The organism is Ruegeria sp. CDSA077, from assembly GCF_059612265.1.
Window position 1 is genome coordinate 120,404 of the sequence record NZ_JBXWQG010000009.1, and the last position, 25,069, is coordinate 145,472.

A 25,069-nucleotide genomic window follows, 5' to 3' on the forward strand; every position below is an offset into this window, starting at 1 on the left:
TTCAGACCCCCAGTACCGAGAAAAAGATCGAGAACATGGCATCCAGCGCGATCACCAAGAAGATCGCCTGGACCACGGACGCGGTGGTTCTTTGCCCAACACTTTGTGCCGATCCTTTGACCTGTAAGGCCTGCCAACAGGCGATGATACCGATGACCAGCGCAAAGAACGGTGCCTTGATCATACCGATGGCAAATTGCCAGATGCCGGTGTTTTCCTTGAGGCGGGTCACGAACATTCCGGGGCTGACCCCAAGGTCGATCCAGCTCATAAGTCCGCCGCCAATCAAGGCGGCGATATCGGCGATGAACCCTAGGATTGGCAGCATGATCAGCAACGCCACAACGCGTGGAATGACCAGAACCTCGATCGGATCCAGGCCCAGCGTCCGCATGGCATCTATTTCTTCTTGCACCTTCATCGAGCCGATGGAAGCTGTAAAGGCAGATCCCGAGCGACCCGCAACAATGATTGCCGTCAACAAAATGCCCAGCTCACGCAGCACAGAGATCGAGATCAATTCGACCACGAATATCTCGGCCCCGAACTGCTTGAGCTGCGTGGCCCCCTGAAATGCTAGTACAACGCCGATCAGAAAACCCATAAGGGCAACGATCGGAATCGCTTTCAAACCGGTTTCTTCCATCTGCGATACCAGCGCAGCCCGCCGCAGACGCCGCGGCATCAAGATTGTGCGGACCAGCCGGTGTAGCGTCAGGCCCAGAAACTCAAGCAACGACAAGCTGTCTTTCCAGCCACCGACTGTACGCTCGCCGACACGTGCCACCCAATCCAGAAAATCTGGCTTTCCGGGATCAGGGGCGGATTCGTCCGGCATGTTGCGGGAAACCGTTTCGATCAGCGCGGAATGCGCGGCGGTTGCACCGTGCAGCTCTACTTGCCCGCCGCTGGACTTCACCTTGCGGACAAGGCCGGCAATCAGCCAAGCCCCGCCAGTGTCGAGTGCCTTAACGCCTGTCAAATCAACTGTGACCGTTCCACCGTTGGGATGGAAATTCGCGAATTCACGCTCAACCATATCCAGAGACTGGGTGTGAAGATCACCCGATATCTGCAGGTGAACCTGATCCGTATCCAGGTCAGTTGTGAATGTAGGCGGGGTCATGGGGGTATCTGATGTGAATCTGCATGGTGCTGCAACGGGTTTTTGTCACGCTTCAAGTATTTAGCCATCAGGCGATGCAAGATGGCATTCATCGCAAGAATGATGGTGTGAGCTTGCAAAAGGCTTGTTTCGGCAACCAGTAGTGTTATTCTTTGCGCAGGTTTTTTGTTTGGTTATTATGGTTGTGTTCAATGTCTGATCATCACGCGAAGGTAGAAGTCGAAATTGGGTCCGAACGGGGCTTTGGTTACGTCTTCACCGCTGTCTTCATAATTATCGCTCTTTGGCCCTTGTGGGGCGGAGGGTCGGTGCGCCTGATCCCAATGGTTATCGCTGGGGTTATTCTGGCTTTGACAGTTTTTGCACCCGCTACACTGAAGGTGCCGAACCGGCTTTGGTTCAAACTCGGCATGCTTTTGGGTGCGATTGTGGCCCCAATCGTCATGTTTTTGGTTTTTATCACTACGTTTGTCCCGTTTGGGCTGGTTACGCGCCTGTTGGGAAAAGACCTGCTGTCACAGAAACTGGACAGTTCATCAGATAGCTACTGGATTGTTCGTGAAGAGCAGCCCGGCAGCATGAAACAGCAATTTTAACAAGGGAGTACCAGGCGTGACATTCGTATCCGAGCTCTGGTCATTTATGAAAGTCAGAAAGAAATTCTGGCTGTTGCCCATTCTGATCGTTTTGGGTGTGTTTGGTGGATTGATCGTGTTGAGCCAAGGCTCGGCGATTGCACCTTTCGTCTACACGTTGTTCTGATCACATGGCATACATTTTAGGTATTTCGGCGCTGTATCACGACAGCGCAGCGGCGTTGCTTTGCGACGGCAAGATCGTTGCGGCCGCGCAGGAAGAGCGTTTTACACGGCGCAAACACGACCCCGGATTTCCGGTAGAAGCCATCAATTACGTGCTGGCCGAATCGGGGGTTTCGCTTGAAGACGTCGACAATGTGGTTTTCTACGACAAACCGTTTCTAAAATTCGAACGGTTGATCGAGACTTACATTGCGGTGGCGCCACGCGGGTTCAATTCCTTCCGCATGGCAATGCCGGTCTGGCTGCGAGAGAAGCTGTTTCTCAAGGATCTGCTTGCAAAGCAGCTTCGCAAAATCGACCCGGAATTCGATCTCGAAAAACTGCTGTTCGCCGAGCACCACATCAGTCACGCGGCCAGTGCGTTCTATCCTTCGCCCTTCGAAGACGCGGTCGTGCTGACTGTCGATGGAGTCGGAGAATGGGCAACCACCACCGTGGGTATTGGTCGCGGTAACGAGCTGACCATGGTGAAAGAGCTGCATTTCCCGCATTCGCTGGGTCTGCTGTATTCTGCATTCACCTATTACACCGGGTTCAAGGTGAATTCTGGTGAATACAAGGTCATGGGCTTGGCGCCCTATGGCGACCCCAAATACAAGGATCTGATCCTTGAGCATCTTGTCGACCTGAAAGAGGACGGTTCGTTCCGCCTGAACCAGAAGTATTTCAACTATACAGCTGGTCTGACCATGACGAGCAAAGCGATGGAAGAGCTGTTCGACCAACCGGTTCGAAAAGCCGAAACCGACCAGCTGACGCAGTTCCACATGGATATTGCCGCCTCGGTTCAGGCCGTGACCGAAGAGATCATGCTGCGGATCACTCGGGACCTGGCGAAAGAGCATGGTATACGCAACCTCTGCATGGCCGGAGGCGTTGCTCTGAACTGTGTCGCGAATGGCAAAATTCTTCGCGATGGCGCCTTCGACAATGTTTGGGTGCAGCCCGCAGCGGGTGATGCGGGCGGGGCGCTGGGTGCTGCCTATGCGGCCTGGCATCAAGAGCTAGCGCAGCCGCGGCAGGTGACCTCGGGTGACCAGATGCTGGGAGCCTATTTGGGTCCACGTTACGAAGATGATGACATCGCACAAGAACTGGCGGCGGCCGGTGCGAAGTTCTCCACCTATGAAAATGGTGAGTTGATTGACCAGACGGCGCAGGCGCTGGCTGACGGGAAGGCCGTTGGTTGGTTCCAGGGGCGGATGGAATTCGGGCCGCGCGCGTTGGGTGCCCGCTCCATTCTGGGCGATCCACGGTCAGCTTCGATGCAGAAAACGCTGAACCTGAAGGTCAAGTATCGCGAAAGCTTCCGCCCATTTGCCCCATCCGTTCTGCGCGAAGACGTAGCCGATTGGTTCGAACTGGATGGCGATAGCCCTTACATGTTGATCGTGGCGGATGTGCAGGAAAAAATCCGGCGCAAGATGACCGAGGAAGAAGACGCTCTGTTCGGGATTGAAAAACTGAACGTCAAACGATCTGACATCCCTGCTGTGACCCATGTTGATTATTCTGCCCGTATCCAGACAGTCCACCAAGAGACCAACCCAGCCTATCACGCGCTGATTTCAAAGTTTAAAGAACTGACCGGATGCTCTTTGGTGGTGAACACTTCATTCAATGTGCGCGGCGAACCGATTGTGTGCACGCCCACCGATGCGTTCCGCTGTTTCATGGGAACGGATATCGAGGTCCTGTCCATCGGGAACTGCCTGTTGCGTAAGGAAGATCAGGATCCCGCGCTTAGGGAGAATTACGAGACAAAATACGAGCTGGACTAATCTGTTGCGCAAGCGACGGAACCGCGACACAGTCTGCCCCTGAGACCTATTTGGTGGAATCGGGGGCAGGGAATGCGGCAGCGTGGAAATGTCTTGTTTGTCGTGATTGACCAGCTTCGGGCAGACTGTCTGACCGGCGCGCTGGCCGAGCATGTCAATTTGCCTAACTTGCGCGCTTTTATGGACGAGGGCGTCACGTTTCAGCGCCATTTCTCGGTTACTAACCCTTGTGGCCCGTCGCGTGCGTCCATCCTGACCGGGCAATATGCGATGAATCATAGATCGGTTCGCAATGGAACGCCTTTGCGGCACGACACGCCAAACATCGCAACCGAGATGCGTAAGGCGGGATATCTGCCCTTGCTCTACGGGTATACCGACACCTCGGCTGACCCACGGGTTTACGATGCCAATGACCCGATCCTGAAATCTTACGAACGTCCCATGGAGGGGTTTGAAGAGGTCGTGGAAATGCGGCTTGAAGAATCTTATCCCTGGCGCGCTGACCTGCTGAAAAAAGGTTATAGGTTCGACACATACTGGGATCTGCACAAACCTGTTTCAACCTCAGGTGAGCCATCCAAATTGAACGACCCGGCGGTGTACTGCGCCGAAGACAGCGACACCGCCTTTTTGACCAATGCTTTTCTGGACAGTATCGCGGCCTTCGGCGACCAAAGCTGGTTTGCGCATCTGACCTATATCCGGCCTCATCCTCCTTTGGTCGCACCCGCTCCCTATAACGATATGTACGATCCCGTCGCGTTGCCGGGGCCGGTTGGTCATGTCAGCCCAGAAGATGAACAGGCAATACACCCGTTTTTTGGACCAACGATGGCGCGGTATTCGGCTTCGGATTTCGTTTTGGGTTTTGATGAGGTGCAACCCTCCACGGCCAATATTCAGGCGCTGCGCTCTGTTTATCTGGGTCTTGCAACAGAGGTCGATTATCATATCGGCCGCGTTGTCCAGTTTCTCAAGGACAGCAATCAATATGATGAGACATTGATCGTAATCACAGCTGACCACGGTGAAATGCTGGGTGATCGACATAGCTGGGGTAAGATGACCGTCTATGACGCAGCTTATCACACGCCTTTACTGATCCGGATGCCAGGCAATCAGGCGCAGGCCGGAGCCGTGGTGACGGCACCGACCGAGTCGATTGACATCACGCCAACCATTTTGGATTGGGTGGGCCAGAGTATCCCGAATTCTATGGATGGGCGGTCTTTGATGCCGTTTCTGCAGGGGCAGGGACCCAAGGATTGGCGAAGCTTTTCTTTCAGCGAGCTTGACTTTGCCGAGCCGGAAAATCCAACCCTTTGGCAACAGAAATTGGGAACGGGTAGTAGCGATTCATGCCTGTCCATCTTGCGTGACGAACGGTTTACGCTGGTCGAGTTTGCGGCAAACCTGCCACCGCTTTTGTTTGACCACCTGCGTCGCGGCGAAATGGAAAACGTGGCGAGCAACCCGGAATACGCAACAGAACTGGCCAGGTTGGGGCGCGAGATGCTGCGGCACCGTATGCGAAATATGGACCATACGCTTTCCCTGCATTCCATCACCGAAGAGGGGCCAAAATCCAAGCTCAGGCATTAGTCGGGAATGTTGCCCTGTCTCTGCTACACCTGCGATCAATCTGATGTTACGCATAGCTTCAGAGAGGGGGCAGATTGAACATCACAGATAACCAGATAAAGGCAATGACGACAGCTGGGCTGAATCTGATCGGTCAGGCGTTGTCGATCTACGACAGTCAGTTGCGGCTGGTGCTTTGCAACCGGCCTTTTCAGGTGATGTTCGACCTTCCGGATGATCTGGTCCGGCCGGGTGCGTTGTTCCGTGACACAATACATTTTCTGGCGAGCATCGGCGAGTATGGCCATGATGAGGTTGTCGAGGACATCGTCGCACATAGGGTCAGTCAGGCCCTCACTTTTGAACCGCACTATATTGAGCGCGTCAGGGCGAATGGGCAAGTGATCTCGGTCGAGGGTGCACCGCTGCCCAACGGCGGATGGGTAACGGTCTATACCGACATCACAGATACCAAACAGGCCGAAGCGCTATTGCGGGCGCGTTCCGAAGAATTGTCGGACGAATTGTTGACCCGGGCCGAGGAAATGGCGGCGACCAACCGAAAGCTAGCGTCGACCATTTCGGCTTTGGAAGAGGCAAAACGTCAGTTAACCGAAATCGAAGCCCGCACCCGGATGACAACCGAAATGATGCCAGCGCATATTGCGCATCTGGATGCCGATGGGCGGTACGATTATTCCAATCGCAAGCTCAGTTCGGTTTTGCCCGGCCGACCCTCTGAGATTCTTGGGATGCATATTTCTGACGCTTTGGGACCGGCCGCATTTGCGCGGATCGAACAGAACCTGAACCGGGCCTACGACGGGGAAGCCACGGTATTTGAATTCACAGAGGGTCAGGATTCACGTCGAATCCGTGTTTCGTTCACGCCCGACAGCGAAGGCGGTGTCTATGTGATGTCAGTCGACATCACTGAAGAAACGCAAGCCCGTGTGGCCCTGCAACAAACACGCCGCCGGGAAATGGCGGCGCAAATGACAAGCGGTCTTGCGCATGATTTCTCAAACTTGCTGACAATTATACTGGGGATGCAGGCCAAGCTTGATAAAATGGACCTGCCGGAAGGCGCACAAAAGCTGGTGGCCGCCACGCGCCAGACTGCTAAACGTGGCGGGCAGTTGCTGAACCGCATAGCAGGCATGACCGGTAACCGAACGCCGCAACCCAAAGCCACGGATATGCGTGCTCTGCTCGAGGATTTGCGTATTCTCGCCACGCCGTCACTGCCGCGTGGCATGGGGCTTTCGGTCGTGAATACATTGCCGGATGTGGCACTTATGCTGGATCAGGGGATGATGCAGGACGCCATCCTGAATCTGGTGCTAAATGCGCGAGATGCCTGCGGAGAAACAGGTCAGATCACGATCAGCGCGCATACGATTGGTGGAACCTGGGTCGAGATTTCCGTCTCGGACACAGGGCCGGGCTTTTCGGAAGAAGCGCTTGGCAAGGCACTCAATCCATTCTTCACCACAAAGGGTGACAAGGGATCGGGTTTGGGTTTGCCCATGGTTTACGATACGGTCAAACTGACCGGTGGAAATCTGAGCCTGCGCAATACACCAAGCGGTGCCATGGTGGTTCTTCGGTTACCATATCGCGCCGCACCGCCGGCGCTGGAAGGGCTGGTTCTGTTGGTTGAAGACAGCAGCCAACTTCGTCGGAATTTCCGTGATATGCTTGTGGAGATGGGGTTCACCGTGATTGAGGCGACCTCAACCGATGAGGCGCTTTCATTGGTGAACCAGATCGAAGACATCGCATTGATATTGTCCGACATTCGGCTGGAAGGACCAGAGACAGGGCTTGACCTTTTGCAGAAAGTGAACCCTTCCTTGCCGTGCATTCTAATGACATCGCTGCCTTATTCCGACCCGCTGCATCGTCAGGCACTGGCTTTGGCACCAGTTCTGCGCAAACCGTTCACACAAGCGCAGCTTACTGCCTTAATCCGAAATGAGGCCGCATGATGAACCAACCGCTGGTAACCATCTTAGATGATGAGCCTGAGATACGTCGTATCCTGACCGACACACTGGAAGAGGCGGGGTTCCGCACTCAAAGTTTTTCCCGTGCTCGTGAATTTGAAGCATCGTTGAAAAGAGTGGTGCCCGATGTGTGTCTGGTCGACCTGTCTTTGCCGGACACAGACGGCTTGGCACTTGTTCATCGCCTGGCTTTGGAACAAGGTGCCGCAGTCATCATTATTTCGGGGCGGGCACAGGTACAGGATCGTGTCACCGGATTGGAGCTTGGCGCGGATGACTACATCACCAAACCCTTTGATCCAGCCGAAGTGGTCGCTCGTATCCGGGCGCGGCTTCGATCGTCGCGGGCACCAGTGCCTCAGTCAGAGATCGCAGAATTCAACGGCTGGACCGCGTATTTCGACCGCTATGTTCTTGAAGACGGTTCCGGATCAGAAACGCCGTTCAGCCACGCCGAGGCCGAGGTGTTACGTCTGTTTCTAGATAGTCCTAAACGATTGATCAGCCGGTCGCAGATGCAAGAAGCGCTCGGGGGAGGCGCGGGCGACAGCTTTGACCGGGCCATGGACGTGCGAATATCCCGATTGCGAACAAAACTGGGCGAGGACCCCAAGAACCCGCGATTGATTAAAACCATCTATGGGGCAGGGTACATCTTTTTGGGCGACGTCGCCTGGCGATGATGATGACGAAGCTGGGTGCATCTGGCGTTCGGTTTGAAACGGGCTCATAAGCTGTCGGAACGTAGGGGCGTTAAAGTAGATATTGCGGTCGCCACCCCGTTATTGTCGGTCGCGTGTTGATAATCTGTCGGCAGGCACTGGATTCTCGGTACAGTCAGGCATAACTAACACAACCGCGCGGTTCTTTGGCTAAGGCTAACTTGGGTTGAAACGTGATCAGATATCGAATTCGAAAAGGTTTTGGAGCGTAAAATGATCAAAGAGACCTTAGCGAACTGGCGATCCAGCCATCTCGGTCGACTTTTGAGTGAAAGTCTTCGGAAGCAGGGTTGGTTGTACGGTGTTGCCATGGTGGCGATGATTGTCGTCGCAGCAACAACTGCGGGAACCGCATGGATGATGGAGAACATCGTCAATGCGATGACCACGCCTGAGATGAAGTCGCAAGTCTACCTGATTGCCGCAGCGGTCGTCGGCTTGTTTTTGAGTAAGGCTGTCGCCTCTTATATCCAGTCAATCTTTCTGGCGCGTGCGGGCAACCGGATCATCGCGGTGCAACAGGAAAGGCTTTACAATAAGCTGCTGAAACGCGGTGTTGGTTTCTTTGCTGAAACAGAATCGTCCAACCTTCTTATGCGCGTAACTCATGGCGCTCAGGCCGCGCGGCGGCTTATCGACGTCATGGTGACCAGCTTCGTTCGTGATGCCCTGACATTGGTCGGCCTCATCTTCGTGATGATTTACCAGGAACCTGTACTGTCAATTCTGTTCTTCTTTGTGGGTCCCGTTGCGCTTTTGAGTGTGCGTTACATCCTCAAAGGTGTGCGGTCGATCATGCAGTCAGAAATGAAGGCGCTGTCTGAAATCATCAAGGTTCTGCAGGAAACATCTGCGGGCATTCGGGTCATCAAGGTCTTTGCTTTGGAAGACAACATGACTGACCGTATGAATGGGGCGATCAGGTCGGTTGAAAAACGGGCGAACTCAATTTCCAGATTGCAGTCGATTGCCAGCCCGTTGATGGAGCTTCTGGCCGGTGTCGCGATTGCGGGTGTTCTGATCATCAGTACCCTTGATATTACCGGCGGCGAACCGACTTCGGCAGGTCAGCTGATGTCATTCATCACAGCCCTTTTGATGGCTTATGAACCCGCCAAACGCCTGTCAAAAATGCGGGTCGTGATTGAAACGGCCCTGGTACCAGTGGGGATGATGTTCGAGCTGCTCGATCAGGAAGACCCGATGGTCGAAAGCGTGAACCCTGAAAAGCTGAAATCCGGCCCGGGTGAAATCCGTCTAAACAACGTGACGTTCGGCTATCAGGGTGAGCAAAAAGTAATCCGAGATATGAACCTGACCTTCGAGGCAGGCAAGACGACAGCTCTGGTGGGTCAGTCCGGTGGTGGCAAGTCCACGATTTTTGGGTTGATCATGCGGTTTTATGATCCCGATCAGGGCAAGGTCGAAATCGATGGCCAAAATCTTGTCGATGTGAGTTTTGCCTCTTTGCGCCGGAAGATATCCTATGTGGGCCAAGACACGTTCCTGTTCTCGACAACCGTGATGGAGAACCTTCGTTTTGCGCGACCTGGTGCCACCGATGAAGAGGTGATTGAGGCCGCAAAGGCTGCCCATGCTGATGTGTTCATCTCACAACTGCCATATGGGTACGATACGCAGGTAGGCGAAAACGGCGCGTTTCTTTCTGGAGGTCAAAAACAGCGTCTGGCGATCGCGCGGGCAATTCTGCGCAATGCCGAGATTTTGCTTTTGGATGAAGCCACCAGTGCTTTGGATGCGGAATCTGAGGCGCTTGTTAAGGCTGCGCTGGACAAGTTGACCGAGAATGTAACAACCATTGTAATCGCACACCGGCTTTCGACTGTGCTTCAGGCAGATACCATTATGGTTGTTCAAGACGGTGAAGTTATCGAACAAGGCAACCTTGATGCGCTAATCGAACATAACGGGACGTTCCGCCAACTGTTTGACCAGCAATTCAAGCTTCCGGGATCCTAAGCTCAGTCCGAATGGGCGGGGCCCCACATAGATTCTGAACGGCATCGAGAAGTAATGGGCGTTGGCCCGGTCAATTACTACTCACGAAGGGCCTGATCTTTAACTTTGACAATCGGCTGCAGCAGGTAGTCCAAAACGGTTTTCTTGCCCGCAAGAATATCCACCTCGGCAATCATGCCGGGAATAATTTCAACCGCTACCCCGTTCCCATCCAACATCGAGTGGTCGGTCCGGATTTCCACGACAAAAACTTCTTCATCGTCCCGCTCAGATCGCGTTACGGTATCAGCCCCGATACGGATAATTTGCCCGTCCAAGGCCCCGTATCGAGCAAAATCATAGGCAGTAATCTTGATCCGAACCAACTGTTCAGGGTGCAGAAATGCGATGTCTTCGGGGCGGACATAGGCTTCGACCAACAAAGACTCATCCAGCGGTACAATTTCGATCAGTTCCTCACCGCTCCGTGCCATACCGCCTATGGTCGTGCGATGAATGCGATTTACGATGCCGCGTACCGGCGACCTGATCTGTGCCTGTTCCGCTCTGTTTCGTAAGGCTGGCAGTGATGGTTCCAGAGTAGCCAGTTCCGCAGTTGCCAATGCAAGTTCGGTCAAAGCCGCACTTCGAAACCTGCTTTGTGTCGCCCGAACCCGATCATCAATTTCCTCCAATCCTGTCTTCAGACGGTTGGTAGCGGCTTCAGCCCTGGTCCGGCGGCCTTGCCACTCAGCCTCGCTGCGTCGCAATGACAATAGTGTCGTGGCGGGTTCCATCTGCTGTTCTACTAGGGGGGTAATGATTGCCCGTTCCTCGGCCAGAACTTTCAAAGTCTCGGACGCGGTCACCGTATCGACAAGCCCTTCTTCGTATTCTCTTAACCGCTGTTCCCGTTGGCTCATCAGAATTGAGATTTCTGCCTGCAACTCTGATCGCCGGCCTTGAAACAGAGCTGTCTCAGACTGAACAACAGTCGGCGCACCTTGGACCAGGATCGTATCAAATGTCAGCTCGGTCCCGTCTATCTCAGCTTGCAGGCGCTGGGATCGGGCTCTCAAGCCATATGCACGCTGTTCCTCTTGGCTGAGCTTACTGTCGATTTGGGTGGTATCGAACTCCATCAGCAACTTCCCCTTTTCAACAACCTCGCCTTCTCGGACATTCAATGACTGCAGAATTCCGGACTCCGTAGCTTCAATCATCTGAACATCCGCCGACGGCACGATGCGGCCTTCTACACGGGTGACATCATCAAGTTCAGTGAAATGGGCCCAAAACGCTGCTGCCGCCAGGAAAGTCAGGATTACCAAGAGAAGCAATGAACTCCTTACCGGTGACCCGCCTCGCATTTCCCGGGCAAGCGAGGCTAGGTCATGATGCTGCGACATTCAGATGCCTCCGTTGCTTTCCGGAATGCTGTGACAGTATGCTTTTTGGTCCATCTACCCGTACTTTGCCGCCCTCTATGACGATAACCCTATCGACAAGTTCCAATAGGCTGGTTCGATGGGTTACGATCAGCATAGTTGTGTCGGGGGTCGCCTTTTTGAGCCGCTGTATGACCTCAGCTTCGGTTTTGACGTCCATGGCACTTGTTGGCTCGTCCAGAAGAAGAACCGGAGGTTTACCAATCAAGGCTCTGGCCAAGGCGATGGCCTGCCGTTGTCCCCCTGACAATCCCTCACCGCGCTCTGCCAGATTTTGGTCATAGCCTCCGGGATGGCGAGAGACAAAATCCTCGACCCCAGCGACTTGCCCCGCCCAAATCAGGTCCTCATCCCTTGGCCTGATTGCGCCGCTTTTGATATTGTCGCGGATTGACCCGGAAAACAGCCAAATATCTTGCAGAACAGAGCCGATATTGCGCCGCAAATCACCTGGATCAATTTGTCTGATATCGACCCCATCCAATTGAACAGACCCGGCGTCTGGATCGTACAAACCAAGCATTAGCCGCGCGACCGTGCTTTTCCCCGAGCCGATCGGACCAAGGATTGCAACCTTCTCTCCGGGCGAGATGGTGAATGAAACACCGGACAAGACGTTGTCGTGTTTTTCGGGATAAGCAAACTGGATATTTTCGAAGGTTAATCTCCCTTCAAAGCGATCGCGACTGATCCAGCTCCGCCCTTCGGGGCGCTCACTGTCGGCCTGCATCAAGGCATTAAGGTTTCGATAGGCATTTCGGGCCTGATTAACCCGTGTCAGGGTCTGTGCCAGTTGCCCTAGTGGCGCAAGAGCCCGGCCGGTCAACATGACCGAAGCAACAAGCGCGCCCATGCTTGCCTGACCATCCATCACAAGAAAAACACCGTAGAAAACGATAAGGACCTGAGCGGCCTGTTGGGTAAATCCGGTCAGATTCAAGGCAAATTGAGTCACCGCCCTGCTGCGCGCGCCATGTGATGACTGAAGCTGTATGGCAGCCTCCCACCGCGACCTCATGGGCCGGGCCGCCGCTGTCGTTTTTATGGTCTCCAACCCGGATACAGTTTCGACCAGAACCGATTGCTTGGATTGACCATCGGTGAAGCTTTTCTCGGCAAGGCGAGAAAGTATAGGTTGCACGATGATGCCTGCTAGCAAAACGACAGGCACAGCCAGAGCTGGAACAAGTGCAAGTGGGCCACCGACCAAGTAAATGACAAAGACAAACAATGCTATGAAGGGTAGATCCACGACTGCCACCAAGGTGGCGGATGTGAAAAACTCACGGAGTGTTTCAAATTCACGAATGGTGCTGGCCATGGCCCCTGTCGAACCTGTGCGCGCCTTCATGCGAATGTTAAGGACCTGGTCAAAGACTCTACGGCCCATCGAAATATCTGCTTTCTGGCCAGCCCGATCTATGAATCCTGCCCGCAGGAGTTTGAGCGCGAAATCAAAAAGCAGCGCGATCCCAACACCTGCTGTCAAAGCAATCAGAGATTCTGTGGCTTCGTTTGGCAAAACACGGTCATAGACGACCATGATAAAGACCGAGGTAGATAGACCAAGCAGATTTGCCAACGCCGCCGCAAGCGCAACCTGAGTGTAAGACCAACGATTTGCCGCCATAGCGGACCAAAACCAATGGCCCGAAGCAGAACTGAGCCCCGTGGCTAAATCCTCACGGTGATTGCGCCGCAGCAGGATCGCAAACCCTGTATAGACTTCTGATAGATCGGTTTGCTGAATTTGACCTATTTCCGTGCCAACCTCCGGATCATAGATCAGAACCCGACCATTTGGGGTTCGGCCATGAAACACAACGGATCTTCCCCCTTCAAGAATCAACAACGCAGGAACCAAAGTGTTGTCAAAAGCTGCCAAAGCCCTTTTTCCGTATCCCGCCTGGACCCCAACACGCCGTGCCAGTTCCAATGAATCGCGGATTGTAAGCTCTCCGTTCGGGCCTGTTTGGGCCGCGAGGATCCCGGCAAAAGTGATTGGACAGTCAAGATGGGCCGCAGCGTGCATCAGGCATTTTTCAAAGCACGATAACTCGGGCATTGCGAAGGCAGGTGTCAATTGTTTCATTGAGAGCCCTCAACGGAACTGATTGAAATGCCAAGGAGGTCCAGGATGTCACCAGTCAAACTAAGGATTGCGTAGTCTGTCAGGAAATAGTTCTGTTCGGCTAGGATAAGTCTTTCCTGCGCATTCACATAGTCGCGCTGTGCGTCAAGGATTTCGATCAGACTGCGTCGTCCGATTGTGAATTGCGCGCGCGCCGCTGCAACACTGTCAGCATTCGCTTGCGCAGCTATTCGCGCCTCTCTAAGCCGTTGTGCTCCAGCAATTTGGTCAGCGCGAATTGTGTCCAGCTCTCTTTGTATTTCTCGCGTTAGGGATTGATGAACGAATTCCGCTTCGCGAACTTTGGCTTCAGCCGCGGTGATGGCGGCACGGCGCTGTCCAGTAGAGTCCAGCTCATAATTGAAAGACAGGTCGACCCCGAAATTTGCGTCATTGCTATCATCCCGATCCGCAAATGCCGAAACATTCACGCCGGGTTGACGGCGTGCCAAAGCGGCAGCACGTTCTGCCTTGGCAGCAAGCAGGGCCGCTTCTGAACGTCGAATCTGCAGGCTTCCCGTTACGATACTATGATCCGATTGTGAGATCGTCGGCGCTTTGACTGGGGGTTGAAGATCACCTGACGGGCTGCCAAAAACTTCACGAAACCGGGCATCTGCGAGGTCCACTCTGGCTTTTGCATCCGCCAGTCGCGTCCGTGCATCGGCCATCCGCGACCGCGCTGTCAATACATCGGCGTTCGAACCAGCGCCTAATGCAGCCCTCTCGGAAATTTGTTGAACGAGCTGTTGATGGACTTCCACATTTTTCACCGAAATATCCAGGATTTTCCGTAAATCCAAGACCACTATATAGGCCTCAATCGCAGCCAGAGCGGTTGCCGAGGCTGTTGATAACTGGCCGCCGCGACTTTCAAAAACCCGTGCTTTTGCAGCAGTCAAATCACCGGATGCGGCCCCCCCGTCATAAACGAGCTGTGAGATCCGCAGATAAGGGGTCACGTTGGCTTTGTCCGAGTCTACCCGCTCGGATCTGGCGTTGATTCCAAGTGAAACCTGCGGAAGAAAGGCCCCTTTTGCCGCGTCGTGGTTGGCTACGGCCACATCCAGCGCGGACATAGATCGCGCGAGGTTGGGGCTGGTCTCGACAGCGTTCCGTACACGCTTGCCAAAGGAACTGGTGGTCAGTTTCTGAGATGGTTCATGTGTGCGGAAACCCACGGCCCCGGTCGAAAAAGAAGCCTCGACCCCGGCAATGTCAGGTGGCTGGGTACAGGCCGATACTATGCTGAAAGAGAGAGCAGAAATCAGAAAACTCAAAAAGCGACCGCATGTGGGCATTTGTCATTCACACTTCATTAGGGCCAGATTACGTCATCGGTTTGGGCTTGGGCGAATGCATTCATGAAACCGGTAAGTTCTGAATTTTCGGTGTATTTTACAGATGCACCGGCCTGGGAAATCTGCTTTTGCGCCTGAAAAAGCCATCTGAGATTGGATAATGAAGCCTGATGGCCATAGATCAGGCGTAAGCCTTTTGTTTCGACCAGTTCCAATTTGCGTTTTGCCGATAGCTGTTCCAGGCGTGCAGAGTTGATTTGCAACCAGTTATGTGCAGAGCCTAATTCCAAATTGTCGCTCAAGGGCTCAAACAGCCCAAATGCGTCTATCATCTTGCAAATTTCGGTAGTTCTAATCTGAGAGGTTGCGCGCGCTTTCAGGAAGTCTTGAACTTCTTTCAATTCAGTGCCGAGCTTATCCGGAGCTGAAAAAAAGGGATTGTCAGAGCACTCTTCGGTCAACAGGCCCGAACCTTCATCTACCACCAGCTGAAAGGTGCTGCCGCTATCCAGCCGGCGGCACGTAAAAGGATGACTACGCAGTTCGGACGGAATATAGCTGGCCAGCCAACGCCCTTCTGTTGAAACAAATGGCGAGGGTTCACCAGCAAGAAGTGAATATACCGCAATTGGTTCAATTTCTGGGCCGGTCCTGCGAAACACGATCGGAAAAGTGGCTGCAATCTGGAGCACCTCTTCTTCCACGATCACGCTCTCGGTGCGTTCAGCTGCAAAGTCATAAGATGTGAAACGCTTCCAATACCGATGACTGTGACGGTTGAAATTGATCGGAACTAGGCCATTCTGTGCCATTTCTACCTCTTGAAAATCGAGAGTACTGCCACCCGCGTAGGGTGGCAGCGTAGTCGAGCGTCAGGCACTGGCCCCGGTTGGATCGGTATGCAGAATATTGTCAGCAGTAAGCCCGCTGAGGTCATCCAATCCGGTGAAATGGGCCACTGTTTCGACTGTCGCCGCATCGGATGCGGAATAGTCGACCTTGACCAGCACACTGTCAGTTCCATCCGTAGCCAGGACATAGATCTCGTCACCTGCTCCGGCGCCGGTAAGGCTTTCGACCGCTGTCTCGATGGTTTGAGCCGTCAGATCGCTCAGCTCTGTCGTCAAACCAACCACTCCGGTGTCCGCGCCTAGTGCATCCCCTACTGAAAGCGTTTCCACACCGGTTCCGTCGCCGCGCAGGCTGCCGACATCCAATCCACTGAACATGATCGCATCAGCGGTGTCAGTCGCGGGTCCAGTCGTGAAGCCAGTGATCGTATCAACGCCATTTGCTGTTGGGTCCGGCTCGAACACGACAATGTCCCGACCAGCACCTGAGACATCCACTGTGTCATCGCCGTCCTGGCCACGAATGACGTTGTCGATGTCGGTTGCAATCAAAGTGTCGTCGCCTGACGTCCCGATCTGCAGCACCGATGGACCACCATCCGGAGTCGTCAACGTCAGAACAATCGGTTCAGAGGCATCTAGAACTGTCATCGTGAATGTGACGATTGGTTGGGACAGGTCGGAATAGGTGGTCGCCGCGCCAGCAAAACTGACGGCTGATCCACTCACCGGGTTCGTCAGGAACAAATCGAATGCCCCATTCTCGACATCTGATCCGGTGTCAAACGTCACCACTGAGGGATCGAAACCCAGTTCGGCTGTGATCGCCAGACCGCTGGACAGATCCGTATCAGGATCTGCGTAGATTTCAAATGTGACCGTTGATCCACTTTGTCCGGCTTCAGTGATCACATAGGCTGCAGGTTCATGGGCCGTGTTTTCATCCGTAACTGGCAAAGGATCAGGGCCACCTGCCACAGATACCTCTGCGCCAAAGTCCAGATCATCTCCCGCCTCGACCGATGCAAAGGTGGCCGCACTTACCGACAGTGTCCAGGTTCCGTCGGCACCGACCGTAGCGGTTCCGACTGACACGGAATTCAACGTCACATTTACAGCCTCGCCTGCGGCAAGGCCTATTGACGTGCCAGAGACAACGACTCCTAAACTTTGGGCGTCATCCAATGAAACGGCACCAGTTGTTCCGGTGTCATTGATTGTCAGGACAGGCCGGAAATCCGTGGTTAACGGGGTGGCGGCGGCGGTAGAGATGTTGCCGGCGGAATCCGTAACCGTCGCTGAAACCTGGAAGGTTGTGCTGTCTGCCAACGCTCCCAAGTCACCGGACGGAACGGTTGCTGACCAGGTGCCACTTGAGGCGGTGCCGGTATAGGATTGCCCGTTCAGTGTGACTGTAACCGTTTCCCCATCGGCGGCATCTGTTGTGCCGGTGATCGTCAGGTCACTATCTTTTTCGGACACATCCAGCTCGGACCCGACCGAAAGAGGGTCGATGGTGACCGATGGCGCGGTAAAGTCTGTGTCAAAACTGGTTGATGTCGCTGTTGTGTTCCCAGCCGCATCCGAAGCAGATGCCTCGACATCGTAGGTTTCGCTATCCTGAAGCCCCGCCAAATCCCCGGCTGAGGCGGTATAGGTCCAGGACCCGCCCGTTACAGTCGCCGTGCCGGTGACGTCAACTGTGCCGTCCTGCCGAACGATTTCTACGGTCACAACCGTGCCATCTGCCGCATCGGAAGTTCCGGACACCGTAAGGTCGGTTCCTTGTTCTGCTGCGTTCATGACAGCACCATCCGACAACCCGGTGATGGAAACCGCCGGTGCTGTGAAATCCGTTGTGAAACTGCCGCTGGCCTGCAGGGCCGGATTGCCAGCCGCGTCAGAGACATCTGCGGTAACATTGACGGTTGCTGCATCGGACTGGGCAGCAAGATCTACCGCCGGGACGGTCGCCGACCAGGTACCGCCAGAGGCGGTTGCGGTGTAGTCCTGCCCATTCATGGAAACGGTTACGGTTTGACCATCCTCAGCGTTCGTCGTTCCAGAGATTGTCAGATCAGTGCCCTGTTCGGCTGCATTCATGACAGCGCCGTCGGAGAAGTTGTCGATGCTGACAGTTGGCGCAGTGGCGTCCTTGGACAGGGGCACACTTGCCTGCGGTGCAGATAGGCCGTCTGTGTCAAGCACATCCGCAGTGATTGTAAAACTAGCCCCGTCTGTCAGCGATGCAAGATCGCTTGCCGGGACTGTGACACTCCAACTGCCGCCGCTTACTGTGCCGCTGTAGCTTTGCCCATCCAGAGATACTGTCACCACCTGACCGTCCTGAACATTTCCTGTTGTGCCACTGATGGTCAGGTCGGAGGCGGTTTCGGCAGCGTTGATGACCGCGCCAACTGACAATGGCGCGATATTCACCGAGGGTCCCGTCAGATCGACCGGAACTGAGGCGGTGGCCGGTACCGATGAGTTTCCTGCCAAATCATCTACGGCAACACTTACCGTGGCCGGATTTCCGGTGGAAAGCGAGCCGAGGTCGCTGCTGGGTATGGTGACACTCCAAGTACCGCCTGACGCGGTGCCGGTATATGTCTGGCCATCGAAGGTCACGGTGACTGTCTGCCCGTCTGCGGCGGATGTCGACCCGGTGACACTCAGGTCAGAGCCGATGTCCCCCAGGCCGATCGAACCGCCAGAGACCGGATCAAGCGTGATCGTTGGAGCGCTAAAGTCTGTGTCAAAGCTTGCGCTTGTCTGTATCGCCGGATTTCCTGCGCGGTCATCGACATCGGCAGTCACTGAAACGGTCACCCCGTCAGGCAGGGCGGCCAGGTCTGCAGCTGGCACAGTAACACTCCAGTGGCCGCCGCCATTCACTGTCCCAGCATAAGTCTGCCCGTTTACAGATACCGTTACTGTTTGACCTCTCTCGGCGTCAGAAGTGCCCGAGATTGTAAGATCAGTCGCTTGCTCGGCGGCATTCAGAATGGCCCCGTCCGAAAAGCCCGTAATGCTGACCGTCGGTGGAAGAGTGTCCACATCGAATCTTACCGTTTCGACCGATACTTCCTCACCCGTTCCATCCAGGTTGCGAACGGTGACTGTTGTCACACCTTGAGGAAGGCTAGCCGCCTCAACCGCCGTAAGGGAAATACTCCAACTGCCATCTGGATTGGGCGTTGCCGTCTTGGTCAGTGACCCGATTGTCACCTCGACCGTTGTGGTTCCGGTCGGTGCCATCAGGTTTGCGCTGGCGCTGTTCAATGCGTTCGCTTGCAGACCAGCAAGGTTCAGGCTCTGGAAATTTGGAGCGGGCGCCGGAGCTTCGTCTTCTCCACCGCCACCGCCACCACCGCCTCCTGCTGCGGCTGCACCCGCCAGACCAAGGCCCCCCAAAACAGCACCGGCGCCGCTAACGCCGCCAGCGGCTGCTGCGGCTCCCCCGGCTTCGGCGGCCAGTGCGAATTGCGCGATTTCCGCCGCCGCATCTTCGGCAATCATGATGGAGCCGCCATCCAGGATATGAACATTCTCTGCCGAGACCAAAATCGTGCGCCCATCTTCCAATTTGAGGAGAACATCGCCATTTGCCAGTAGCTTTGCGCTGTTAACGCCGGGAATCGCATCAGCGAATTGGAAGGTGTCCAGTTCTTCGGTCGTGGCCTGTGCCAACGCAGGAAGGGCAAGCAAGGCCAAACTTAGGCTGCCTGCGATGCCGCGCCCGACCCAGCGGCGCATTTTGTTGTCGATCCACTTGCGTATCTGTTGCCGCTGACCCGCATCGGGCCGGGTACTTGCAGGATTGCGTGTCATATCAGGTGTTTTGGTCATCTTGCCCTCACATGCTGTTTCCGCGCTGAAATCATGGGCAGCGACGTTTTGTTCATGTGTGTTGCCCATCGGATGTTCATGCGGTCGGACCAGAAAAAATTGTGTTAAACTGAAACCGAACTCCTCGTTTTCACCACAATCCCGCTTTGGTATTGGACCGGGCATCAGATCATCCTGTTCAAGAGCCAGATTTTGGCGTGGGGTGATTTGGTATGATGCTTCAGTTCGGCGGAGTAGTTGCAACAGGGAGCGCAGCGCTCGATTCAGGTATCGGCGATACGGCTTTAGAAACGTTTAACGGGGAAACGTATCTGTACAGCCTGACCGGACAGGGAGGGGGCATTGTTGTATGGCACCTCGTCGAAGGCGCGGTTCCCCAGCAGCAAGACATAGAATATTTCAGTGGTACAATCTCGGGCACAGTTGGACGTTCCGGGGTAACGGTTTCTCTGTTGGGGGGCGATCACATCGTTCTGGATGTCAGGTCCGCAGCCGGCCTTGTCAGCTACGAAATCCTTCCAGACGGATCTATCGGAGAATTACAGGAAACCGGGACCCTGAGCGGTGGGGGTGGCTATTCGGCCTTAGTGCAGGTTTCCTTTGGATCGGTCGACATTCTGGCCGTGGCGCAAGAGGGCAGCGGGTTGATTTCGACCTATACGGTCGGCTCAGATGGCTCACTGACCTTTGCAGGGGCCGTTGCAGGTCAGGCCGACTCGATCCAGACCGCTCACTCCGGGTCGGATCATTTTGTCGTCGCAACCGACGCCACCAGCAATTCGATAACGACCTATTTGGTGGACAGCAGCGCGGGAACCTTGAGCCTCGCAGATTCCGGCGATGGGGTCTCGACCTTGGGCATTGGCGCCCCAACGGCCGTCGAAATTGTGCAGGCGCATGGCCATTCCTGGGTCGTCGTTGCTGGCAGCGAAAGCAACACGATCAGCGTCATGGAGCTGTCTGGTGATGGCCGGTTGATACCCACCGATCATGTGCTGGATACACTGAATACCCGCTTTGAATCGGCTCAGGACCTGGCCGTGGTCGAAGTGAATGGTCAGGTGTTTGTCGTGGCCGGGGGAGGCGATGATGGGGTGACACTGTTTACCCTGACACCGGATGGTCAACTGGTCTATCTGGACAGTTTTGCCGATACGTTGAGCACCGGGCTGCAAAATGTCGAATCGCTCAGCGTGGCCCATGTCGGGGACGAAATTCAGATCTTTGCGGCCTCACAAGAAGAGGCTGGGTTGACGCAGCTTACTTTTTCGGTCGCTGACCTGGGTATCGTCGCGGACGGTTATGGGACAGTCACTGGCACCGCGCAGAACGATATGCTCAGTGGCAGCATCCTTGATGCCTCTCTACTTGGCGGCGGCGGCGATGACATCCTGATAGCGGGGATTGGGGCCACTACGATGACCGGCGGTTCCGGGTCTGATATCTTTGTGATGCAGACCGGAACCGCGATGACAACGATTACCGATTTTGAAGTCGGATCGGACAGGCTGGATCTGTTTGACTATCCATTTCTGCGCTCACCTGGACAGCTCACTTTTACGTCCACCGTGCAAGGTGCGCAGATCGAGTATCTGGATAATGTGGTTCAGGTGTTTTCGGCGTCAGGTGCTCCGCTGACCAGTTCAGATGTCTTTGGCGCCGGATTTGGCGGGCCAGACCATATTCCGGTGGATTTGAACGGTTTGGGCGGGCTCGACCCGGACAGTTCGGCAGGCATTCAAGGGAATATTACCATTGATTCACAAGCTGCAAACCCCGGTCTGTCAAACGCTGAAATACGTTTCACCCCGGAAGGGGGCGGCACGGTTAGTGTCCAAGCCGACGATGAAGGGAGGTTCGATCTGGATCTGCCTTCGGGCACATTTATCGGTGAACTGGATATCATAAAGTCCTATTCGGCTGGGACCGGCGAGATCACCGCTCTGGACGCATTGCAGGTCTTGCGACTTTCCGTGGGACTGGACCCGACATGGGGGCAGGCAGCACCGGAAAACCTGATTGCGGCCGATATAAATCAAGATGGCCTCATCAACGCTCTGGATGCGCTGGCTATCTTGCAGATCGCCGTCGGATTGCCCACAGCGCATGAGGCAGAGTGGGTGTTTCTGGACGCAGACGCCGATTTGTCGGGGATCACAAGTTCAAACGTGACCTACGAAACCGGTGTCGATGTCGTCGCGGTAGAAGGAGTGATCACGACTGACATGACTTCGATCCTGTTGGGCAATCTCGAAGCAGTTTAAAGACGACGGAATCTATTCCCGGAAGGCCCTGTTAAAGTAATCGGCCATCGGTTTTATCAGATATGAAAACGGGGATCGCTCGTCCGTCTTGATCATCGCTTCGACTGGCATGCCGGGTACAAGACGTTGTCCGTTCAGGCGCTCGATCTGGTTGGCATCAGGTAACATTTCAGCGCGATAAAATGTGTGTCCAGTGTTCTCATCAGTGAACGTATCGGCAGAAATCGTGACAACATGCCCTTCGATTTCGGGGGTTTCGCGTTGGTTGAAGGCGGGAAATCGCAGGAGGGCGGGCTGCCCAATATACACTTGGTCCACATGAATCGCATCTACGCGAGCGGCGATCAGCAGAGGAATTTCCTGTGGTACGACATACATCATCGGTTCTGCCGGCTGTACAACCGAATGCAGTGCAAACACCTGGCTTCCATAGACAGTACCGGAAACCGGCGCCCTAATATCCAGCCGCGATAGACGAACAGCAAGCGAGAGCCTGCGTTCAGACAGTTCGGCGATTTTCGATTGCGCATCGCGTAAGGCGGTGATTGCTTCTTCGCGGCGTGTCGCCTGCAGTTCTACAATCTTGATCTCGGTTGCCGCGATTTGGCCTTTGAGCCGCGCGGCAGCCGCTTCGAGCCTGCCTATTTCACCTGTCAGGCTGGCTTCTTCGCGTTGCAAGGCGGAGACCCGACTGGCTTGTGTCAGACCGCGTTGAAGCAGGCTTTGCTGGTCCTGCAGCTCCTCCTGTATCAGATCGACCTGACGGCGCAGCGAGACCAGTTGCGCCAAGGTGCCCTCGATCTCGCTTTCTATCTGAATGCGTTGCTTGCTCAACTGCAGAGTCTGCTGATTTAGGGTATTCAGACGTGCCTCGAACAGGCGTTGCTGGCCGGCGATCAGCTCAGGGTCAATGTCTTCTTGTTTCTGTACGTCGTTCAGCGCGGATGTCAAAACAGTCAGATCAGTACCATCGCGTTCGGCCTGAAGCCGCGCCTTTCGGACGAGTAATTCAAACAGCTGCGCCTCAACGATGGTCTTTTCCGAGGTCAGAAACGTGTCATCCAGACGTAACAGAATGTCGCCGCCGGTGACGGAATCACCGTCGCGCACAAAAATCTCGCCGACCACGCCACCGTCTGGATGCTCGACTACCTGTCGGTTGCTTTGAACTTCGATGACGCCCTGCGATACAATGGCGCCTGCCAGCCTGGTCTGCACCGCCCAAAAGCCCAACCCGCCGATTAAAATAGCCAGTGCGAGAAACCCGACCAGAGCAGGAAATGTAATGCGCCAAACAGGGCGCGTGTCATTATGATTGGGCTTTTGCATTACTCACCCACCCGTGCCAGACCCTTTTTGATCGCATTTGCGTTCTGAACCATGGCGCTTAGCACCTCATCGCGGCTGCCGGATTTCACGACCTGGCCATTTTCAACAACAGCAAGATCGTCGCATTCCGAAATGGCCTGTGGCCGGTGCGTCATGATGATGGCTGATTTACCCGCGGCCTTCAGTTCTCGGATCGCGGTGTTCAATGCCTCAGTGCCATCAGCATCCAGAGCCGAGTTCGGCTCGTCCAGGATCAGTAGGACAGGATCTCCATACAAAGCGCGCGCCAGAGCAATACGTTGCTTTTGGCCACCCGACAGTTGACTGTCATTGCCTTCCAGAAACGTGTCGTACCCCTTTTCCAACGTCAGGATTAGGTCATGTGCCTTGGCTTTCTTGGCTGCAGCGATGACCGCTTCCGAATCCGGGTTTTGGGACATCCGGGCGATGTTTTCGGTCACTGTTCCGTTGAACAAAGTGACTTCCTGCGGCAGATACCCGATGTGTTGGCCCAAATCATCAGTGCCGTATTGATCCAGCGTAGCGCCTCCAAGCCTGATTTCGCCAACGGCCGGTTTCCACAATCCTAACAGGGCTTTGGCAAGCGTGGATTTTCCTGACCCGCTTTTGCCGATCACGCCCAAAGCTTTGCCCGGCTCTAGTTTCAGTGAAACGTTCCTGAGTGTCGGTAAATCGGCGCCGGGTGGTACAACGGTCAGTCCTTTGGCGATCAGGCGCGCATCTGGTACAGGCAATTTGGTCCGGTCTGGCTCGGGCGGGGTGGTGTCCAGGAATCGGTTCAGTGAAATCCACGCAGATCGCGCACGCTCCACCAATGCCCACTGGCCCACCGCCTGCTCGACCGGGGCCAATGCGCGCCCAAGCAGGATGGACCCTGCGATCATTGCCCCGGGGGACAGTTCGTTTCTTAAAACCAGCAAAGCGCCCAATGCCAGCATGGCAGATTGCAAGAACAGCCGCATCGACTTGGTTAATGAGGTAAAGCTTCCGGTCCAGTCGCTTGCCGAGATGGTCTGTCTCAGCGCATCGGTCCTCTGGGTCAGCCAGCGTTGCGAGATGTCGTGCTGCATTCCTTGCGAGCGGACAACTTCAGCGGCTTGTCTGGCATGTTCTGAGAATGAGCCTGCCCGCGCCGAGGCCTGCTGCGCAGCGGCAACCTTTCTATGAGTGAGCGCCTGATTAAGCAGAGCGATGACAATCAGGATCGCGCCACCCGCAACCGCAAGCCATCCAAGTATCGGGTGGAATAGGAAGATTGCTGCCAGAAAAACCGGTGTCCAGGGGATATCCATTACGGCCAGCAAAACAGGTGAGGAACACAGGTTCTGGATTGCCTCAAGGTCGCGCAAGGCAGTGGCTGGGGCTGCACGGGCCTGCGGAACAAGAGATTTTCGCAGCGTTGCCTCGAACACCCGCTCGTCCAGTTGCGACTGGAACCTCGCTCCGAACCGCGCAACGATACGTCCTCGCGCAAAATCCAGCATGGCCATAAGGCTATATAATAGAGCGACAATCAGAAACAGCGCCGTGAGGGTTTCAACCGCCCGAGAGGCAAGGACGCGGTCATAAACCTGTAGCATGAATAAAGGCCCGGTCAGCATCAGCAGGTTGACAAAGATGCTGAACAGGAAGGCCAGTGCCAGAAATGACAGCCCCTTGTTGCGCACCTTGCGCAACTCATGTCTGGCAGGCAGGGACCTGGGAATTTCAGAGCTCACGTTGTTAGCCTTGGGTTACTGTTCGATACGGGCATTTGCGCCTTAATTTCTTGCACATTAGCCTTTGCTAAGCCTAATGCAAATGTGCGACTTCCCGGTTCAGGGAAATGGGCTGATATGTCAACATGATCACCACAGTCTCAAGCGGGTTT

The 25,069-nt window shown here is 54.9% G+C and carries 16 protein-coding genes; 8 read left to right on the plus strand and 8 right to left on the minus strand.

The window, feature by feature from the left end; translation table 11 throughout:
* Position 1 precedes the first annotated feature (1 nt).
* Entirely contained in the window at positions 2-1,126 is a 1,125-nt protein-coding gene (locus AC2FLE_RS16340; RefSeq protein WP_496693778.1) for an ABC transporter permease, read from the minus strand.
* Positions 1,127-1,317: 191 nt separating this feature from the next.
* Between AC2FLE_RS16340 and AC2FLE_RS16345 the strand changes: the two genes are divergently transcribed.
* The 7 genes from AC2FLE_RS16345 (at position 1,318) to AC2FLE_RS16375 (ending at position 10,023) form a co-directional block, all read left to right on the plus strand.
* Positions 1,318-1,722, plus strand: a complete 405-nt coding sequence (locus tag AC2FLE_RS16345) for an SxtJ family membrane protein (RefSeq protein ID WP_142636423.1) — start codon at positions 1,318-1,320, stop codon at positions 1,720-1,722.
* Positions 1,723-1,738: 16 nt separating this feature from the next.
* Positions 1,739-1,888, plus strand: coding sequence for a DUF5989 family protein (locus AC2FLE_RS16350; protein WP_142636421.1), 150 nt, complete (start codon positions 1,739-1,741; stop codon positions 1,886-1,888).
* A 4-nt stretch (positions 1,889-1,892) separates the two neighbouring features.
* On the plus strand, positions 1,893-3,728 hold the full coding sequence (locus tag AC2FLE_RS16355) for a carbamoyltransferase family protein (protein ID WP_496698353.1): 1,836 nt from the start codon (positions 1,893-1,895) through the stop codon (positions 3,726-3,728).
* A 72-nt stretch (positions 3,729-3,800) separates the two neighbouring features.
* Positions 3,801-5,333, plus strand: coding sequence for an alkaline phosphatase family protein (locus AC2FLE_RS16360; RefSeq protein WP_496698355.1), 1,533 nt, complete (start codon positions 3,801-3,803; stop codon positions 5,331-5,333).
* Positions 5,334-5,437: 104 nt separating this feature from the next.
* Positions 5,438-7,303, plus strand: a complete 1,866-nt coding sequence (locus AC2FLE_RS16365) for a PAS-domain containing protein (RefSeq protein WP_496698397.1) — start codon at positions 5,438-5,440, stop codon at positions 7,301-7,303.
* The gene (locus AC2FLE_RS16370; protein ID WP_496698399.1) at positions 7,303-8,004 is read left to right on the plus strand and encodes a response regulator transcription factor; all 702 of its coding nucleotides are present in this window, start codon (positions 7,303-7,305) and stop codon (positions 8,002-8,004) included. Before AC2FLE_RS16365 ends, AC2FLE_RS16370 begins: the two co-directional genes overlap by 1 nt.
* A 252-nt stretch (positions 8,005-8,256) precedes the next feature.
* Positions 8,257-10,023, plus strand: a complete 1,767-nt coding sequence (locus AC2FLE_RS16375) for an ABC transporter ATP-binding protein (RefSeq protein WP_496698356.1) — start codon at positions 8,257-8,259, stop codon at positions 10,021-10,023.
* Between the two features lie 77 nt (positions 10,024-10,100).
* On the opposite strand, the gene AC2FLE_RS16380 is transcribed toward AC2FLE_RS16375, so the two are convergent.
* The 5 genes from AC2FLE_RS16380 to AC2FLE_RS16400 are packed head-to-tail and all read right to left on the minus strand — an operon-like array spanning position 10,101 to position 19,585.
* Entirely contained in the window at positions 10,101-11,342 is a 1,242-nt protein-coding gene (locus AC2FLE_RS16380; protein ID WP_496698358.1) for an HlyD family type I secretion periplasmic adaptor subunit, read from the minus strand.
* Between the two features lie 52 nt (positions 11,343-11,394).
* Positions 11,395-13,542, minus strand: a complete 2,148-nt coding sequence (locus tag AC2FLE_RS16385) for a type I secretion system permease/ATPase (protein WP_496698360.1) — start codon at positions 13,540-13,542, stop codon at positions 11,395-11,397.
* Positions 13,539-14,861 carry a TolC family protein gene (locus AC2FLE_RS16390; protein ID WP_496698362.1) on the minus strand — a complete coding sequence of 441 codons (1,323 nt, stop codon included), beginning with the start codon at positions 14,859-14,861 and terminating at the stop codon, positions 13,539-13,541. Before AC2FLE_RS16390 ends, AC2FLE_RS16385 begins: the two co-directional genes overlap by 4 nt.
* Positions 14,862-14,899: 38 nt before the next feature.
* Positions 14,900-15,694, minus strand: coding sequence for a SapC family protein (locus AC2FLE_RS16395; RefSeq protein WP_496698364.1), 795 nt, complete (start codon positions 15,692-15,694; stop codon positions 14,900-14,902).
* Between the two features lie 60 nt (positions 15,695-15,754).
* A complete protein-coding gene (locus AC2FLE_RS16400) occupies positions 15,755-19,585 on the minus strand; it encodes a beta strand repeat-containing protein (RefSeq protein WP_496698366.1) in 3,831 nt (1,276 codons plus the stop codon).
* A 212-nt stretch (positions 19,586-19,797) separates the two neighbouring features.
* Here AC2FLE_RS16400 and AC2FLE_RS16405 point away from each other — a divergent pair, with 212 nt between their 5' ends.
* Entirely contained in the window at positions 19,798-21,849 is a 2,052-nt protein-coding gene (locus AC2FLE_RS16405) for a beta-propeller fold lactonase family protein (RefSeq protein ID WP_496698368.1), read from the plus strand.
* 12 nt (positions 21,850-21,861) lie between these two features.
* Here AC2FLE_RS16405 and AC2FLE_RS16410 read toward each other — a convergent pair whose 3' ends face one another.
* Together AC2FLE_RS16410 and AC2FLE_RS16415 are read right to left on the minus strand one after the other, a co-directional pair.
* The gene (locus AC2FLE_RS16410) at positions 21,862-23,178 is read right to left on the minus strand and encodes an HlyD family type I secretion periplasmic adaptor subunit (RefSeq protein ID WP_496698369.1); all 1,317 of its coding nucleotides are present in this window, start codon (positions 23,176-23,178) and stop codon (positions 21,862-21,864) included.
* Positions 23,178-24,917, minus strand: coding sequence for a type I secretion system permease/ATPase (locus tag AC2FLE_RS16415; RefSeq protein ID WP_496698371.1), 1,740 nt, complete (start codon positions 24,915-24,917; stop codon positions 23,178-23,180). The genes AC2FLE_RS16410 and AC2FLE_RS16415 overlap by 1 nt, the downstream gene beginning before the upstream one ends.
* Between the last annotated feature and the right edge of the window lie 152 nt (positions 24,918-25,069).